Below are 15,010 nucleotides of genomic sequence, written 5' to 3'. Positions count from 1 at the left end.
CGGTGCTGCGAACCGCCCTGAAGCCTCGCTGGCTGGGCCTGTTCGCCCTCCTGCTCGCGATCATGGCCGCCTGCGCCCAGCTCGGGCTGTGGCAGCTGCACGTCGCGCAGGACAAGGGGCTCGCCGACGCCCTGCGCAAGGCGCACGAGGCGCGCCCGGCGCTGCTCGACACCGTCATCCGACCGCACGAGGCGTTCCCGAACCCCCAGTCCAACCGCGCCGTCACCGCGATCGGCACGTATGCCGCGTCGGACCAGTTCCTCGTCGGCCCGCGCCGCCTCGACGGCCGCACGGGCTACTGGGTCGTGACCCCCCTCGACGTCACCGAGACCGGTGCCCGGCTCGCGGTCGTCCGCGGCTTCGTGACCGACCCCACGACGCCGGTCGACCCGCCCGCCGGCGTGGTGTCGGTCGACGGCACGCTCGCGCCGGGGGAGTCCCCCGCGGCCGCGCCCACCGGGCTGCCCGGCTGGCCGAGGGAGGCGCTCGGGTCGATCGACTTCTCCGTGCTGGTCAACGAGTGGCCGGGCGAGCTCTACAACGCGTTCGTCTTCGCGCAGGGGGAGAAGACCGCCGCGGGAGTCGGCATCCCCGCTCCCGAAGGCGTGCGGCGGGTCCCCCCGCCGGAGGTGACGGGCGGGCTGAAGTGGCGCAACGCGGCATACGCGGTGCAGTGGTGGATCTTCGGCGGCTTTGCCGCGTTCATGTGGTTCAGGATGGTGCGAGAGGATGCGCAGGAGTCACTGGCCCACGAGCAGGCCGGAGCAGACGAAGGAGACCCAGAGCGTGAGTGAGCCAGTCAGCACGAGCCAGCCGGCGGACGCGAGCAGGATCAAGGACGTCGACGCCGCCCGCAAGGCGCTCGGCTTCTTCAAGGTGATGGCGTTCGTCGTCGGGGTGGGGCTGTTGATCCTCGTGGCGGAGATGGTGCTGCGCTACGGCTTCGACAACCACGTGCTCGACTGGTGGCCCCAGCCGCACGGGTTCATCTACATCGTCTACCTGGTCGCCACCGCCAACCTCGGGTTCAAGGTGGGCTGGCCGCTCGGCAAGATGGTGCTGGTCATGCTGGCCGGCGTCGTGCCGTTCCTGTCGTTCTGGGCCGAGCGCAAGGTCGCCAGTGAGACCGAGGCGCGGCTGGCTGTGGCACGCCGGTAGCCTGTGCGCGTGAGCGACCCCGCAGCCGCCGACGTGGTGACCCAGGCCCAGGACGACGACCGGGTGGAGGCCGCCGACGCCGAGCGTTCGGAGGAGCCGGCCACCCCTCTCCAGGCGCGGCCGGTGCTCGTCGTCGACTTCGGGGCGCAGTACGCGCAGCTGATCGCCCGGCGCGTGCGTGAGGCGAAGATCTACAGCGAGGTCGTGCCCCACACGATGTCGACCGCCGAGCTGCTCGCCAAGGATCCCGCCGCGATCGTGCTCTCTGGCGGACCCTCCTCGGTCTACGAGGAAGGCGCCCCCGAGCTCGACCGGGCGCTGCTCGAGGCCGGCGTGCCCGTGTTCGGCATGTGCTACGGCTTCCAGGCGATGTCCCAGGCCCTCGGCGGCACGGTCGCCCACACGGGGCTGGGGGAGTACGGCTCGACGCCGGCCAAGGTGTCCGACACGGAGTCGACGCTCTTCAACGGGCAGCCCACCGACCAGTCCGTGTGGATGAGCCACGGCGACTCGGTCACCGAGGCGCCGGCGGGCATGACGGTCACCGCGGCCACGGCCGGTGCGCCGGTCGCCGCGATCGAGGACGACGAGCGCCAGCTCTACGGCGTGCAGTGGCACCCCGAGGTGATGCACTCGACCTTCGGCCAGCGGGTGCTGGAGAACTTCCTCTACCGCGGCGCCAAGATCGAACCCGACTGGACCGCCGCCAACGTCGTCGACGAGCTGGTCGACGCGATCCGCGAGAAGGTCGGCGACTCACGGGTGCTCTGCGCGCTCTCCGGTGGTGTCGACTCGTCCGTCGCAGCGGCCCTCGTGCAGAAGGCCGTCGGCGACCAGCTGACCTGTGTCTTCGTCGACCACGGCCTGCTGCGCGCCGGGGAGGCCGAGCAGGTCGAGAAGGAGTTCGTCGCGGCGACCGGGGTCGACCTGGTGGTCGTCGACGCGCGCGAGCGCTTCCTGTCCGCGCTCGACGGGGTGTCGGACCCCGAGGAGAAGCGCAAGATCATCGGCCGCGAGTTCATCCGCGTCTTCGAGCAGGCCGCCCGCGACGTCGTGGGGTCGCGAGGCGACTCCGACCACCCCGTGGAGTTCCTCGTCCAGGGCACGCTCTACCCCGACGTCGTCGAGTCCGGTGGCGGCACCGGCGCGGCCAACATCAAGTCGCACCACAACGTGGGTGGGCTCCCCGAGGACCTGCAGTTCAAGCTCGTCGAGCCGCTGCGCTCGCTCTTCAAGGACGAGGTGCGCCAGGTCGGCCTCGAGCTGGGCGTGCCCGAGGCGATCGTCTGGCGCCAGCCGTTCCCCGGCCCCGGGCTCGGCATCCGCATCGTCGGCTCCGTGACTGCCGAACGGCTGGAGATCCTGCGGGCCGCTGACGCCATCGCCCGGCACGAGCTCTCGGCGGCCGGCCTCGACCGCGACATCTGGCAGTGCCCCGTCGTGCTGCTCGCCGACGTCCGTTCGGTCGGCGTCCAGGGTGACGGGCGCACCTACGGCCACCCCGTCGTGCTCCGCCCGGTGTCCTCCGAGGACGCGATGACGGCCGACTGGACCCGGGTGCCCTACGAGGTGCTCGCCAGGATCTCCACCCGCATCACCAACGAGGTGCGTGAGGTGAACCGCGTGGTGCTCGACGTGACCAGCAAGCCGCCGGGCACCATCGAGTGGGAGTGAGACGTGCGCGAGGTATGCCGAGTGGCTAGCCGGGTGCCGCGTGCGTAGCGAGGTGCCGCGTGCGGCCGGGTAGGGCACGCGGTCTGAGCACGGCCAGCGTGAACGACGCCGTGAGCCGGGCGGTGATGCGCTACGTGCTCATCGGGCCTCCGCTCAAGCTGCTCACCGGGTTGCACGTCGAGGGCCGCGAGAACGTCCCGCGCGAGGGTGGGCTCATCGTCGCGTCAAACCACCTATCGTTCATCGACTCGATCGTCATCCCGCTCGCCTCGGGGCGGCAGGTGCACTTCCTCGGCAAGGCCGAGTACTTCCAGGGCACCGGACTGCGCGGGGCGGCCGTGCGCTGGTTCCACTCGACGGCCGGCACCATCCCGGTCGACCGTTCCGACCCGCGGGCTGCCGCTGCCTCGCTCGAGATGTCGGAGGACGTGCTGCGCCAGGGCGAGGCGTTCGGGGTCTACCCCGAAGGCACGCGCTCACCCGACGGTCGGCTGCACCGCGGCCGCACCGGCGTGGCCCGCATGGCGCTCTCCACCGGTGCGACGCTGTTGCCCTGCGCCGTGATCGGCACCGACCACGTGCAGCCCTCTGGTTCCAACGGTTTCCGGCCTGCGAAGGTCACCGTGAAGTTCGGTGTGCCGATCGACGTGGCCGGTCTGTCGGCCCGCTTCCAGAAGGCCGCCCTGCTGCGAGCCATCACGGACGCCACGATGGACGCGATCGGTGAGCTGTCGGGACAGGAGCGGTCCGGTCAGTACGCCTCCGACGTGAAGGCCGCCATGGAAGCGGGCAAGACCTCCCCCTGAGCCGTGCCTTCCGTCCGGGCCACGCGCGGCTCCCCGCACCCGTGCGTCGCGAGTCAACGTGGTCGACGTCAGCCGGGGCGGGTCAACGGGTGATCTCCAGCCATGCGTCGTCGGGTGCATAGTCCCATTCGGTGGCCACCCCGTTCTCAGTGACGGACGCGTACGCATAGAGGGCCGTCGTATCGGGGAAGACACAGGGCTTGGGTGCGCCTGACAAGAAGAAGATGATCACATCTCGTGGGCGCTCAGCGACGCTCTCGCTGGGATGGGCGAAGTCGAAGGGCACGCCGTACGGCCCGCCGACCCGCTCGTCGGTGACGCCGGTCGTCAGGTTCTTGACCCACACCCGCAGCTGCCCGGGTTTCGGGGCGTCGGTGTTGATCCCGAGCTGGCAGTCCGCGGCTCCATCGCGATCGGTGTCGAAGACCAGGCCGTGCTCGATCACGCGGCCCCCAAGGTCGAGGGACGATGCCAGCTCAGGGCGCTCCCGGAGCTTGATCCCCCAAGACAGGGAGTGCGACGTGTCCCCGGAGGTGACCTCGCGGATGTCGATCCCGCCGTAGGAGGTGTCTCCTTCATCGACCTCGGACTGCCTGGCGGTGATCCGCCTCGAGGTGTCGGGGCGAAGCGGGGTCCAGTGCCTGGCCAGAACGTCCCCGATGGTTCGGGGAGTGGGGTGCTTGGCCGGCTGCGGAGCGGTGCGGTCGAAGCCGCCCATGAACGCGGTTCCGAAGGTGGCCAGGACGATGAGCACGGCGGCGGCAGCGGCGGTGATCACAGTGCGGCTCCGGCGTCGGTTCGCGGCGCGCTGCTCGATCGCCGCGAAGTCCGGCGACTGAGCCGCCTGAGCCGCAGCGAGGGACGTTTCGGAGTCCAGGAGCCGGTCGAGGTCAGGCATGGGGCGCCTCCTCCTGACGGTGGTCGGGAAGGTCGGCGAGCCGAAGGGCGAGAGCAGCACGTCCCCGGCGCAGCCGGGTCTTCACGGTGCCGACGGGGACGCCCGTGGCTTCTGCGACTGCCTGGACAGGGAGGTCGGCCAGGTAGTGGAGCGCGATCGCCTCCCTCTGGATGGTGGGCAGCGTCCGGAGGGCGGCCATGAGCGCCAATCGATCGTCCTCGAGCACCGGGTGCCTCGCGACCGTCGCATGCCCGCGGTCCCCGAGCAGCCTGCGTCGGCGCGCGCGGGTGCGGCTGACGTTGACCGCGACGGTGCGCAGCCACGCCTCCGGGTTGTCCAGGCGGTCGAACGTGCGTCGGTGCTGCACCGCGCGGGCGAAGGCCTCCGCGACGACCTCCTCCGCCTCCGTGAGGTCGCGGCACACGCCATACAGCTGTCCGACCAAGCGCCGGTACGACGCCTCGAACACCACGCGCACCCGGTCTGACTCACCCTGGACCTCGTGGTCCTCGAGGGGTTTCCCACGTCCCGCACTCATGGTGGATCTATCCCTCGATGCGGATCGAGTCGAGGGCGGCCGCCAGCTCGGCGTTGTCGGTGGCCGAGGTGCGTGCGCCCGTCGCGACCAGGAAGACTTGGCGCTTCCCGCGCACATCGACGACGTACACCCTCGCGCGTTGGCCGGGAAGCAGCACGAAGTACTTGTCCGCAGGCGTGCTCATCCAGACCTGGAGACCCATGACGTCGTCCTCGGCCAACCGACACTTCGCCAGGTCGAGGCCCTGTGGGACCTCGAGGTCGATCCGGGTTGCGGGGTACCCCCCGAAGACGCTGGCCTCAGGGGTGCTCTTGGTCGGCCCGGGCTGCTCCAGCAGCGCTGTGACGAGGTCTGCCACGCGTGACCCGACGGCCTTGGGCACTGCCTCGCCGCGGCACGGGTCGGTGAAGATCTCGTCGACCACGACGGCATAGAAGCCGAGTTCGTCATCCTGGTCGGCGTGCTTGCTGAAGACGTGGCCGTACTGCACCGACCAGCCCTCTCGGAAAGTCACCGTGTAGTCAGCCTGCGACCACGCGGAGGCCGGAATCCGGTAGGTGCCCGGATGGATAGCCAGGTGGGCAACGGAGGACCGGCCACTCGTCGTGGTGTCGCTCGCCCACGGGGGAGTCACCGGCTGGGGAGCCTTGTCCGTGGCGTCGCTCGTGCACCCTGCCAGGGCGGCCACGATCAACGCCCCACCCGCCACGACCCGGTGCCGTGCCGGGGCATTCACGCCTCGCAGGATCATGCCTGTCATGACCACACGACCGACGAGCGGCCGGAAAGGTTTCACACCGTCGACGATCCCACCCCTCTCGCGCCCACCGGAAGTGCGTCAGTCCGCCACGTGTGCAATCCGAGTCAACCGCCGCACACCGTGGTGGTGAGCCAACCTGGGGCGCTGTGGCAGGGTGGGCAGGAAGGGGGTGGTGAGGACCCCTGCGTGGCTCATCCACCCCTGGGCACCATGTGCGACACCCCGTCTCGAGCCAGCTTCGGGTCGGGCGTCGGCATGAGCCGTTGTGCCGTCCGCCGAAAGAGGAGCTGACCCCGTGCCGAGCAGTACGAGCCGCGATAACCAGGTCGGCGCCTGATGGTTGCGCCCAGCATCACCGTCACCCCGGTCCACGTCGCCGATCTGGGGGCGGCCGGACAGGTGATGCCTGGGTACACGCATGTCATCGACCACCCAGAGGAGCGAGTGCTGGTCCACACGGGGCTCACCGTGTCGCACCCCTTGGTCGCGGACATGGACCCACGCATCGACCCGCGCGGCATGCTCGAGATCGATCCCGCTCCGATCGGCGTCGTGGTCAACACCCACCTCCACTACGACCACTGTGGTGGCAACCGCCTCTTCGCAGGCAACCGATCTACGTCCAGCGCCAAGGGCTCGGGACTCCATCCCGTCGTCGTCGGCGACTTGGCGGTGTCTTCTCGCGATCTCGATGTACCCCAGACCCCCGGCCAGTTCCGGGTCCGTGACGTGGACCCAGCGCTGGTCTGGCTCTCGCACCAACACGAACCCTGGCGGCCGTCGAGGGCCTGGCGGAGCAAGGAGGTGCGTGAGCATGACGCCGACTGACCACTACCCGCCCGAGCGCCTGGTGCCCTACGACCGCCGATGGCCGGAGCTCTACGCGCGCTTCGAGTCGGACTTGAGGTCACTCCTCGGTGACGACTGGGACCTCGAACACGTGGGGTCGACCTCGGTGCCGGGCCTGCCTGCCAAACCCGTGATCGACATCGCTGTCCGCATGCCCCCAGGTACGACGGACGCAGAGGCAGGCCAGCGGCTCGTGACAGGCGGCTGGAGCCGGCCCGTGCCCGTGGGAGACCACTGGGCGGCAACCTTTCCGGCGACCGGCGTGCGGACCGCGATCGTCCACCTGTTCACGGCAGTGCAGTGGCCGGAGGCACACCTGCGGCTCTTCGCCGCGACATTGCGTCAGGACCCCCAACGGCGCGACGAGTACGCGGCGCTGAAGCAAGCCTTGGTCGCGGACAACGTCTGGGGCCCGGCATACACCGAGTCGAAGGGGCCCTTTGTCACGCGCACGGTCAACCAGGCTCGCGCCGCGATGGGGCTTCCGGAGGTGGACCACCCGCTCTGAGGCGCCGTGGTTTCAGCGCCAGCCCGGGCAACGACGGACCCGAGCCCCGCGGCATACCGACGTTTGCGACCACGACGTCCGGCTCACGGGTGGAGCCAGGTGCCTCGGCACCGCGCCCGGGGCCTTCTGGCCTACTGGTGGAGCAGGCTGCCGGCCGTGACGGTCTGGATCGTCGCCTCCTGCGTGGTTCCCGCGAACGAGCCGCCCGGCAGCCCAGTGATGGTGATGGTGGCCAGCGCCGGCCGCATCGAGCTTCGGCTGATGTCCATGGTCCAGGATTGGCCGTAGGTGTAGCGAGAGTGCGACTTCTGCGACTCCAGCGGACCGGTCGCCGTCCACTGCGCCGTTGCGGTCAGCGTGACGGTCACTCCGTTCGGCACCTCCTCGCCGGTCTTCGGGTCGACGACGAGCACCTCCGCAACGCAGGTCGGGATCCGCAACGCAGCCTCGGACAGGTCGCCCGCGACCGTGAAGCTGGCACTCTCGGTGACGCACCACAGCTCCGCCGGGTAGGGGTCGTCCCCAGGTGTGGTGCCCGGCATCGTCAGCGCCATCGCCAACACGGCTGGCTGGGGCGTGCGCTCGGGCTTGGCCCCCGGAACCCGGTGCACGGACATCGCGTCCGCGCCCGTGATGGACAGGATGCGTGGGGTGCCGACGTCCGGCTCCTGGCCGTCTGCGACGAACCACTTGGCGTCGGCCATCGTGCCCGAGAACGTGTACGACTCGTGGGTGACGCGGGCCGCGCTCGCCGGCAAGGCCAACGCAGTCAACAGGCCAGCCACGGCAGCCACCCCGAGTCCCCGAAACATCCTGACTTGCCTCATGACATCCGCCTTCGCTCTCACCGCAACGGGTGGCGTGCCAGGTGCGCTCCACCTCACCGTGCACGCTAATGAGGGGGGCGCTGGGTGAGACAGGGACGTACGTCCTCGTGTCTGTACGCGCGGGAGTGCCTGGCTCGCGGGCAGTCGGCTCTGGCTGACGTCCGGAGCCTGGCGCCTTTGCGAGCCCCCTCGGGCCGGCCGATCGACAAGAGGGCCCGAGCTCGCCAGCAGGTCAGTGGAGAGTCTCGTGGCGGTGACACATCTCGACGAACTTCGCGATGCGCGCAGCCCGGGTCTCCGGCTTCTTCGCATCGTGGACGCGGAAGAGAATCGCAAAGCGGTTGGAGCCCGAGAGGGTCTCGAAGAACGCCTTGGCCTCCGGGTCGGCGGCGAGGGCAGCGGCCAGGTCGTCGGGGACGCTCGCGCTCTTCTGGCCGGCATAGGCCGCCGCCCACCTCCCGTCGGCCTTCGCCGCGTCGACCTGCGCCTGACCGGCCGGGTGCATGCGACCGGCTTCGATCAGCGCCAACGCCTTGTCCCGGTTGATCTGCGACCACCTGCTCCGAGGCCCGCGCGGGGTGAAGCGCTGCAACCAGTAGCTCTCGTCATGGCGCCGCTTCTGGCCGTCGATCCAGCCGTAGCAGAGCGCGACGTCGAGCGCCTCCGCATAGCTGACCGTCTGTGCCGCGCCGGCTTTGCCGATCTTGAGCCAGAATCCGTGGCGGTCGGCATGGTGCTCGCGAAACCATGCCTCACAGTCCGGCGCCGTGGCGAATGAGATCACCGACTTTCCGGCCACCTCCTCGGGTGTCTCGCCGGGCGTCTCCTCGGGCGTCTCCTCGCGGGTCTCGCTGCGCGTCTTCTGGGGGGTCTCCTGGGGCGTCTCCTCGCCGGACATGCGGCCATCCTGTCATCGCTCACCGACAGGGTGGCCGGCTCCGCGCTGAGGGGGCGCGGCGGACGATCTCGCACGATGACGGTGCCCCGTCGCCCGAGCCCCACCCCGCATTGTGTGGATGAAGGCGGCGCGGGGTAGAGAGGTCCCATGCGTATCGGAAGAGTCGACGTCCGGCCCCTGGGTGGCGCCGCAGGCTGTCTGACGATGATCCTCGTGTCGGTGCTTCTGTCGGTCGTGCTGACGGTCGGGCTCAACCTGCTCCTGCGCTGAACGCCCCTGGTCGCGCCTACGCAGTCTCGGTCACCCGGCGCGCTTGTCAACGGTGGGAAGGGCAACCATTGCCGTGCGAACGAGGGCTCGGTGGGTCAGTGCTCGAGCTTCGTGACGATCCGCTGGACGGTCAGCCAGCTGCGGGTGGTGATGTCCTTGCCGTAGGCCTTCTCCAGCCAGGTCATCAAACGCGAGCCGCTGCTCGGGTCGCTGTTGTCAGTGACTGCCAGGACGGCTCGGGCTGGGGCGTCGTATCCGATGACCCGGGTGGCCAGACCGGGGGTCATCGGCGGGACGTCCGGCACGCCAGCAGCATTCTGGAGAAAGGTTGCGGTCAGGTACGAGCGGCGCTCGTGCCGCGCACCGCCGAAGGGATCGCTGTCCACGAGTGTGCGCAGCTCGGCGGATGAGCGAACGATCGTGCAGCTCCGGACGCCGAGAAGGCGGCTGAGTGCCTCCTCGATCCGTCGCTCGAGCGCTGGTACGTCCGTGGTGTCCGTGCTGAACGTGATGTTGCCGCTGGCCAGCACCGACCCGACGTCCGCGAGGCCGAGCTCCTCGAAGACCCCGGACAGTCTGTCGTTGGTCATGTTCTGCCCACTGGGGGCGATGCCGCGCAGGAGTGCCACGTACCGCTGCATGACCCGACCATACGGCGGCCCTACTCAGTCGTGGGTGCCGTCTCCCGCTCCAGCTGCGCTCTCGCGACTGAGGTACCGAACCGGCTTGCCGAGCGACTTCGCGTACGCGATCTCCCCTCGGGTCGACTCACCGATGTAGCCACCCGGATCCACGATGTAGACCTCGTCAGCCATGCGGATCTTCTGGAGGTGCAGCTCGCCGAGGCGCCGCTTCAGGTCGGAGCGGTCGGCCGTCCAGTCGTAGTCCGGCAGATCGCGGCGGCTGAACATCCCGAGGCGGATCACGACGCAACCCTCCATCGTGAGCAGCCGGTTGACCTCCGCGAACTCGGCCTCGAACCTGGTCGAGCCGCAGAGCGTGATGACCTTCGCATCGCCCCCGGCCGGCTGCGGCGCGCGTTCGTCCTCCATGGGGCCAATGATCGCTGACCGGCAGGACGTGTCGGTCACCGCCCCGGCCGGCCGCCCGTGGGGTGTGTGTGGTCCGTATGGTGCGTCGTGCCGCAGGCCGTTCAGGCGCCGCGACCAGGGAGCAGGGCGAGGAACCGCTCTGCGTCGCGTGCGCGAGGCAGGTTGTTGAACATGACGTACGGCGATGGTCGGCCGTCGACCAGGTCGCGCAGCCTGCGCAGCTCGTCGTCGGTGTGGACGTGCCGCAGACCCGTGGTGCCGTGCAGCCGGTAGTAGGTCCGCTCCGGTGTCACCGTCTCGGTCTGCATCGGGTCGACGACGTGGACGAGGTCCAGCTCGGCACAGAGCTCCGTGAGCAGTGTCTTGGGCCACTCGCCACGGGGCTCCCACAGCAGCCACCCGGCTGGCCGATCCACGCTCGACAGGAAGCTGCGGAGACGGCCGACGTTGTCGGGCGTCGGTCGAAAGCTCTTGGGGCACTGGAGCAGCACGGCGGTGGCCTGCAGGAGCCGGGCGCAGTCAAGGCTTCGCTGCCAGCCCGCCAGGACCTCGGGCGTCGTCCGGAACGCTCCGACCTGACCACGTGCACTGTCCGGTAGGGGCTGCTTCAGGCGCCGGTAGGTGGGGCTGCTGGACTCATGGGTCACGACCTGCCACGCCTTCATCGTGAACTCGAAGCTGGCCGGCACCTGGGACCTCCAGCGCGTCAGCACGGCATCCGTCGGCGGCTCGTAGAACGTGTGCTGCACCTCGACAACGGGGAAGCGACGCACGTACGAGGACTGGGAAACCGTCCACCCACACAGCCCTACCCGAACGTCCATCGGCCTGTCCGTCCCGATGGCGAGGATGACGCCAAGCTGGGTGGGTGTTGCAGGGCCATGAGTTCGCCTCTCGGGAGGAGCCCTGTCACAGCCAGTCCTTGCGCTTGAAGGTGAGGTACAGAGCGCCGGAGAGGATCGCGATCAGGAACGTCGAGGCAAGGAAGCCCGACTGGTGACCGAATCCTGGGTACGGCAGGTTCTGGCCGTAGAAACCAGTGATCGCGGTGGGTACCGCGATGATCGCTGCCCAGCTGGTGACCTTCTTGGTGATGATGTTGAGACGGTTGCCCTGGATCGTCAGGTTCGTCTCGAGGATGGTGTTCACGAGGTCGCGCAGGCTCTCGGTCCACTCCGTCGCGCGAAGCACGTGGTCGTAGACGTCCTGGTAGTAGGGGAGCAGCTCGTCGGACACGAGGCCGGTGTCGCGTCGCATCAGGGTGTTGACGACTTCGCGCATCGGCAGGACCACGCGACGCAGCTGCACCAGGCTCTTGCGCAGCTCGAAGCTGCGGCGTTGGACGCTCCGGTCGTGCGGCCGGTCATCGAACAGCAGGTCCTCAAGCTGTTCGATCTGGTCGTCGAGTGACTCCACGGCGTCGAAGTGCCCGTCGACCAGGACGTCGAGGAGGCCGTGAAGGAGGGCGCCGACCCCGAACTTGGTGAGCTCTGCCTGGTCATCCCACCGCGTCAGCACCGCGTCGAGGGAGAAGGAGTCATCGCGCCGGACCGTGATCAGGGCGGTCGGGGTGATGAACGCATGGATCTCACCGGTGACCAGCTGGCCACTGTCCACGTCGAGACACACCGAGTAGGCACTGAGGAAGTCGTGTCCTGAGTAGCGGTCGAGCTTGGGTCGCTGGCGACCCTGGGCGGCATCCTCGACGGCCAGCGCGTGCAGCCCGAGCTCGTTGGCCACCAGCTGCAGCTCCTCGAGGTCGGGCGCACACAGATCGACCCAGACCAAGGCCGTTGGGTCCTTCAGGTGGTCGGACACCTCGTCGATGGGGAAGTCCTCACCCGTGAGGGCTCCGTCGCGGTAGCAGCGAGTACGTGGCACAGGCCGAGTATCCGGCACGAGTGCGCACCAGGGGGAGCGCGCTGACCGAGCCGTCCCGGTTTGCCGTGGGGTGGACCGGGACGGCATCGACCAACCGGCCCGTGCGTCGTCGCTCAGCGGCTGGCGCGAGCCAGTGGCGTGCCGTCGAGGGCGATGCGGAAGGCCACCAGCGAGTCGAAGACCTGCAGCACGCCGGCCTCCTGCAGCTCGCCCACCGAGAAGCCGCCGGTGCGCACGCCGAGGGTGGGGATGCCGAGCTTCGCCGCAGCCTGGGCGTCGTAGATCGAGTCGCCCACCATGATGCCGCTGGCGCCCTCGACCTTGGCCAGCGCCGCAGCCACGATGTCCGGCTCCGGCTTGCTCTGCTCCACGTCTTCGGAGGTGGTCCAGGCGTCCGCGAGGGACTTGCCGTCGATGAGGTCGAGGAAGGCTTCGACGTGCTCGGTCTTGCCCGAGCTGGCCAGGACGAGCCGGAAGCCGCGCTCCTTGACCTCGGCCAGCAGCTCGTGCGCGCCCTCGAAGGGCTGGATCTCGCCGACGAGCTGGTCGAACTCCTCCGCCCAGGCGTCGCGCAGGGCGTCCCCGTGCGCGTCTTCGACCTCTCGGCCCGCGACCGCGGAGACGAACAGGTCACCGCCCATGCCGATACCTCGGTGGAGGCGCCACATCGGACGGGTGATGTCGTAGCGACGGAAAGCACGAAACCACGCCAAGGCATGCTGGTAGTTGGTGTCCACGAGGGTCCCGTCGACGTCGAAGATTGCCGTGTCTGCCATGGCTCCTTCCTACCCGCGCCGGGACGTTGCCACACGAATGCGGGCGGGTTGGTTTTCGCGAACCCGGGGTGTCCGTCGGCTCTGCGCAGGTGGGCTGACGACCATGCGCAGATGAGATGTCAGGAATGTGCAGGTGCGCTGTCGGGGCCAGGTCATAGCGTCGACCCATGACCGACTGGGGTGACATCACGCAAGCCATCGGGATCGCACTGGGGGGAGACGAGCACGGGGGACGCGAGGCCCTGCAGGCTTGTTGGGCCGGGACCGCCGACGGCGACCACGCTCAGCGGTGCATCCTCGCGCACTACCTGGCCGACCTGCAGTCGTCGCTCGACGACGAGGTGGCTTGGGACGAGACAGCGCTGTCCGAGCATGCGCATGTCGTCGACGAGGATCTCGCCCCCGTGGGCATGACCTCAGCAGCCGCCCTGGCTCCCAGCCTGCACCTCAACCTCGGCGACGGTTATCTGCGGCAGGGTCGGGTCGGCGACGCGAGCACCCAAGCGACTGCTGGGATGCGGGCCGGGAGCATGCTGCCCACCGACGGATACGGGGCCTTCATCCGTGCCGGTCTGCAGCGGCTCCAGGATCGCGTGCGGGACGCCGAGTACCGCTGAGCTCCAACGCCGCCAGCAGTGCCGTGCGGGCAACCGCGTGGGCGGGTGGAGGCAGCTCGTCGTGAGCGAACCATCCGAGGTCGTCGTGTTCGTCGGGAGCGACGTTGGCCGGCGTCGCCGACCAGTCGCGCACCAGCCAGGCGCTGAGCCGTGCGGGATCGTCCGCGGCGCCAACGGTCCCCCGACAGAGGTGGGACGCCGAGCCCGTCACGATCTGCACGCCGAGCTCTTCGTGCAGCTCGCGCGTCAGCGCATCCAGCTCCGACTCGCCGGCCTCGACGATCCCACCGGGCAGGTCCCACACGTTCGGGTAGGCCCGCTTGCTCGGACTGCGATGAACGAGGAGGACCCGACCTCCACGGACCAGCGCACCACACACGACCTCAGGCATTCGCCCATCAAACCGTGGACACCTGACAACGGCGTCCACACCGGCGCGATCCGTGCGCTACTCGGTGCGTGACTTCACTGCGTGGCCGGCCCACGGGGCTCGCGTCCTGGTCGGCGCCGACGACCGCTTCTTCCCGGTCGGCCTGCAGCGCCGGGTCGCTCGGGACCGGCTCGGCGTCGAGGTCGATGTGCTCCCGGGCGGGCACCTGCAGCCGCGGGCAGTGGCCGACTACCTGCTCGAGCCGACTCGACGCAGCTGAAGGTGTCACCACCGCTGAGTTTTCGATCGCAGCGTGGTCTCCTTGTCGACCACACCACCAGCACCCAGGAGTCCGCATGCGCAAGGTCGTGCTCTACACCCTCATGTCCCTCGACGGGGCGGTCGACGACCCCGACCGGTTCTTCGCCCAGAACCCTGACCGGACGGAGGTGCCCGAGTTCGACGCCGCGATGGAGGCGAACGAGGCGGAGATCATCGCCACCCAGGACGTCGTGCTCCTCGGTCGCGGCATGTACGACCAGTGGTCGCGGTTCTGGCCCACCGCGGAGTACGAGCCGTTCGCGACCTTCATCAACACCGTCAAGAAGTTCGTCGTGACCTCATCGCCCTTGGTGACGCCTTGGCACAACGCGGAGGCGGTGCACGGACCGATCGAAGACGTCGTGCGCGAGCTCCAGTCCACCCCGGGCGGAGACATCGGTGTGCACGGCAGCGTCCAGCTGGCGCAGTCGCTGCTGGCCGCGGGCCTGGTCGACGAGCTGCAGCTCGTGGTGGGCCCGACGGTCGGTTTCGGCGGACGCCGGTTGTTCCCCACGGGCGACCAGATCGACCGCCTCGACCTCGTGCGCGCGAGCCCCACGCCGAGCGGTGCCGTGCTGCTCACGTATGCCGTTCCGCGAGCGAAGGCGCGCTGACCGGCGGGGCCGCCTCGTCGTGATCGGCCGGGTGCCTGCGCGTGCCGGCGATCACGGCGGACGCCGGCTCCATCGCCACTCCCACACTGCGCGACCAGCGCGCGGGCGGCGGCCACGCCGAATCCCTTCCGCCGGAACTCGGGGGCCACCTCGTAGCCGATCTCGACAGTGCGCTCGGCGGGCGGCGCGGCAT

Annotated in this window: 21 protein-coding genes; 10 read left to right on the top strand and 11 right to left on the bottom strand. The window is 69.5% G+C overall.

The window, feature by feature from the left end; translation table 11 throughout:
- Nucleotides 1–2 precede the first annotated feature (2 nt).
- From ABD262_RS19240 to ABD262_RS19225, 4 genes are all read left to right on the top strand, one after another.
- Nucleotides 3–794, top strand: coding sequence for an SURF1 family protein (locus ABD262_RS19240; RefSeq protein WP_344139794.1), 792 nt, complete (start codon nucleotides 3–5; stop codon nucleotides 792–794).
- A complete protein-coding gene (locus tag ABD262_RS19235; RefSeq protein ID WP_344139791.1) occupies nucleotides 787–1,158 on the top strand; it encodes a DUF3817 domain-containing protein in 372 nt (123 codons plus the stop codon). Before ABD262_RS19240 ends, ABD262_RS19235 begins: the two co-directional genes overlap by 8 nt.
- A gap of 63 nt (nucleotides 1,159–1,221) precedes the next feature.
- On the top strand, nucleotides 1,222–2,832 hold the full coding sequence (gene guaA / locus ABD262_RS19230) for a glutamine-hydrolyzing GMP synthase (RefSeq protein WP_344140058.1): 1,611 nt from the start codon (nucleotides 1,222–1,224) through the stop codon (nucleotides 2,830–2,832).
- 98 nt (nucleotides 2,833–2,930) lie between these two features.
- The gene (locus ABD262_RS19225) at nucleotides 2,931–3,638 is read left to right on the top strand and encodes a lysophospholipid acyltransferase family protein (protein ID WP_344139788.1); all 708 of its coding nucleotides are present in this window, start codon (nucleotides 2,931–2,933) and stop codon (nucleotides 3,636–3,638) included.
- Between the two features lie 82 nt (nucleotides 3,639–3,720).
- On the opposite strand, the gene ABD262_RS19220 is transcribed toward ABD262_RS19225, so the two are convergent.
- From ABD262_RS19220 to ABD262_RS19210, 3 genes are read right to left on the bottom strand one after another with little or no spacing between them, the layout of a single operon-like run.
- The gene (locus ABD262_RS19220) at nucleotides 3,721–4,536 is read right to left on the bottom strand and encodes a hypothetical protein (RefSeq protein WP_344139785.1); all 816 of its coding nucleotides are present in this window, start codon (nucleotides 4,534–4,536) and stop codon (nucleotides 3,721–3,723) included.
- Nucleotides 4,529–5,074, bottom strand: a complete 546-nt coding sequence (locus tag ABD262_RS19215; protein WP_344139782.1) for an RNA polymerase sigma factor — start codon at nucleotides 5,072–5,074, stop codon at nucleotides 4,529–4,531. The genes ABD262_RS19220 and ABD262_RS19215 overlap by 8 nt, the downstream gene beginning before the upstream one ends.
- Nucleotides 5,075–5,081: 7 nt before the next feature.
- A complete protein-coding gene (locus ABD262_RS19210; RefSeq protein WP_344139779.1) occupies nucleotides 5,082–5,810 on the bottom strand; it encodes a hypothetical protein in 729 nt (242 codons plus the stop codon).
- 360 nt (nucleotides 5,811–6,170) lie between these two features.
- Here ABD262_RS19210 and ABD262_RS19205 point away from each other — a divergent pair, with 360 nt between their 5' ends.
- Nucleotides 6,171–6,662, top strand: a complete 492-nt coding sequence (locus ABD262_RS19205) for an MBL fold metallo-hydrolase (RefSeq protein WP_344139776.1) — start codon at nucleotides 6,171–6,173, stop codon at nucleotides 6,660–6,662.
- Nucleotides 6,649–7,191 carry a GrpB family protein gene (locus tag ABD262_RS19200; protein WP_344139773.1) on the top strand — a complete coding sequence of 181 codons (543 nt, stop codon included), beginning with the start codon at nucleotides 6,649–6,651 and terminating at the stop codon, nucleotides 7,189–7,191. The genes ABD262_RS19205 and ABD262_RS19200 overlap by 14 nt, the downstream gene beginning before the upstream one ends.
- 131 nt (nucleotides 7,192–7,322) lie before the next feature.
- Here ABD262_RS19200 and ABD262_RS19195 read toward each other — a convergent pair whose 3' ends face one another.
- On the bottom strand, nucleotides 7,323–8,003 hold the full coding sequence (locus ABD262_RS19195; protein WP_344139770.1) for a hypothetical protein: 681 nt from the start codon (nucleotides 8,001–8,003) through the stop codon (nucleotides 7,323–7,325).
- Nucleotides 8,004–8,250: 247 nt separating this feature from the next.
- A complete protein-coding gene (locus ABD262_RS19190) occupies nucleotides 8,251–8,916 on the bottom strand; it encodes a YdeI/OmpD-associated family protein (RefSeq protein WP_344139767.1) in 666 nt (221 codons plus the stop codon).
- A gap of 147 nt (nucleotides 8,917–9,063) precedes the next feature.
- Between ABD262_RS19190 and ABD262_RS19185 the strand changes: the two genes are divergently transcribed.
- Nucleotides 9,064–9,186: a hypothetical protein gene (locus ABD262_RS19185; protein WP_344139765.1), complete on the top strand. Its 123-nt coding sequence runs from the start codon at nucleotides 9,064–9,066 to the stop codon at nucleotides 9,184–9,186.
- Between the two features lie 95 nt (nucleotides 9,187–9,281).
- On the opposite strand, the gene ABD262_RS19180 is transcribed toward ABD262_RS19185, so the two are convergent.
- From ABD262_RS19180 to ABD262_RS19160, 5 genes are all read right to left on the bottom strand, one after another.
- Complete coding sequence (locus ABD262_RS19180) at nucleotides 9,282–9,827, bottom strand: DUF1697 domain-containing protein (RefSeq protein ID WP_344139762.1); 546 nt, start codon at nucleotides 9,825–9,827, stop codon at nucleotides 9,282–9,284.
- A gap of 24 nt (nucleotides 9,828–9,851) precedes the next feature.
- Entirely contained in the window at nucleotides 9,852–10,238 is a 387-nt protein-coding gene (locus ABD262_RS19175; protein ID WP_344139759.1) for a hypothetical protein, read from the bottom strand.
- Nucleotides 10,239–10,339: 101 nt separating this feature from the next.
- Complete coding sequence (locus tag ABD262_RS19170) at nucleotides 10,340–11,011, bottom strand: DUF72 domain-containing protein (protein ID WP_344139756.1); 672 nt, start codon at nucleotides 11,009–11,011, stop codon at nucleotides 10,340–10,342.
- 136 nt (nucleotides 11,012–11,147) lie between these two features.
- Nucleotides 11,148–12,119, bottom strand: a complete 972-nt coding sequence (locus ABD262_RS19165; RefSeq protein WP_344139753.1) for a magnesium transporter CorA family protein — start codon at nucleotides 12,117–12,119, stop codon at nucleotides 11,148–11,150.
- A 113-nt stretch (nucleotides 12,120–12,232) separates the two neighbouring features.
- Nucleotides 12,233–12,895 (bottom strand): HAD family hydrolase, encoded by a 663-nt coding sequence (locus tag ABD262_RS19160; protein ID WP_344139750.1) that lies wholly within the window; start codon nucleotides 12,893–12,895, stop codon nucleotides 12,233–12,235.
- A gap of 167 nt (nucleotides 12,896–13,062) precedes the next feature.
- On the opposite strand from ABD262_RS19160, the gene ABD262_RS19155 reads away from it, so the two are divergent.
- Nucleotides 13,063–13,512 carry a hypothetical protein gene (locus ABD262_RS19155; RefSeq protein WP_344139747.1) on the top strand — a complete coding sequence of 150 codons (450 nt, stop codon included), beginning with the start codon at nucleotides 13,063–13,065 and terminating at the stop codon, nucleotides 13,510–13,512.
- On the opposite strand, the gene ABD262_RS19150 is transcribed toward ABD262_RS19155, so the two are convergent.
- Nucleotides 13,454–13,903, bottom strand: a complete 450-nt coding sequence (locus ABD262_RS19150) for an NUDIX domain-containing protein (protein WP_344139744.1) — start codon at nucleotides 13,901–13,903, stop codon at nucleotides 13,454–13,456. The genes ABD262_RS19155 and ABD262_RS19150 overlap by 59 nt on opposite strands.
- 64 nt (nucleotides 13,904–13,967) lie before the next feature.
- Here ABD262_RS19150 and ABD262_RS19145 point away from each other — a divergent pair, with 64 nt between their 5' ends.
- Both ABD262_RS19145 and ABD262_RS19140 read left to right on the top strand, forming a co-directional pair.
- Entirely contained in the window at nucleotides 13,968–14,162 is a 195-nt protein-coding gene (locus ABD262_RS19145; protein ID WP_344139742.1) for a hypothetical protein, read from the top strand.
- A gap of 76 nt (nucleotides 14,163–14,238) precedes the next feature.
- Nucleotides 14,239–14,817 (top strand): dihydrofolate reductase family protein, encoded by a 579-nt coding sequence (locus tag ABD262_RS19140; protein ID WP_344139739.1) that lies wholly within the window; start codon nucleotides 14,239–14,241, stop codon nucleotides 14,815–14,817.
- The last annotated feature ends 193 nt before the right edge of the window (nucleotides 14,818–15,010 follow it).

It is taken from the genome of Pedococcus bigeumensis, assembly GCF_039531795.1.
In the GTDB taxonomy this organism is placed as follows: Bacteria; Actinomycetota; Actinomycetes; order Actinomycetales; family Dermatophilaceae; genus Pedococcus; species Pedococcus bigeumensis.
Note: the sequence above shows the minus strand (reverse complement) of the source record. Positions and strands in the feature narration are given on the sequence as shown.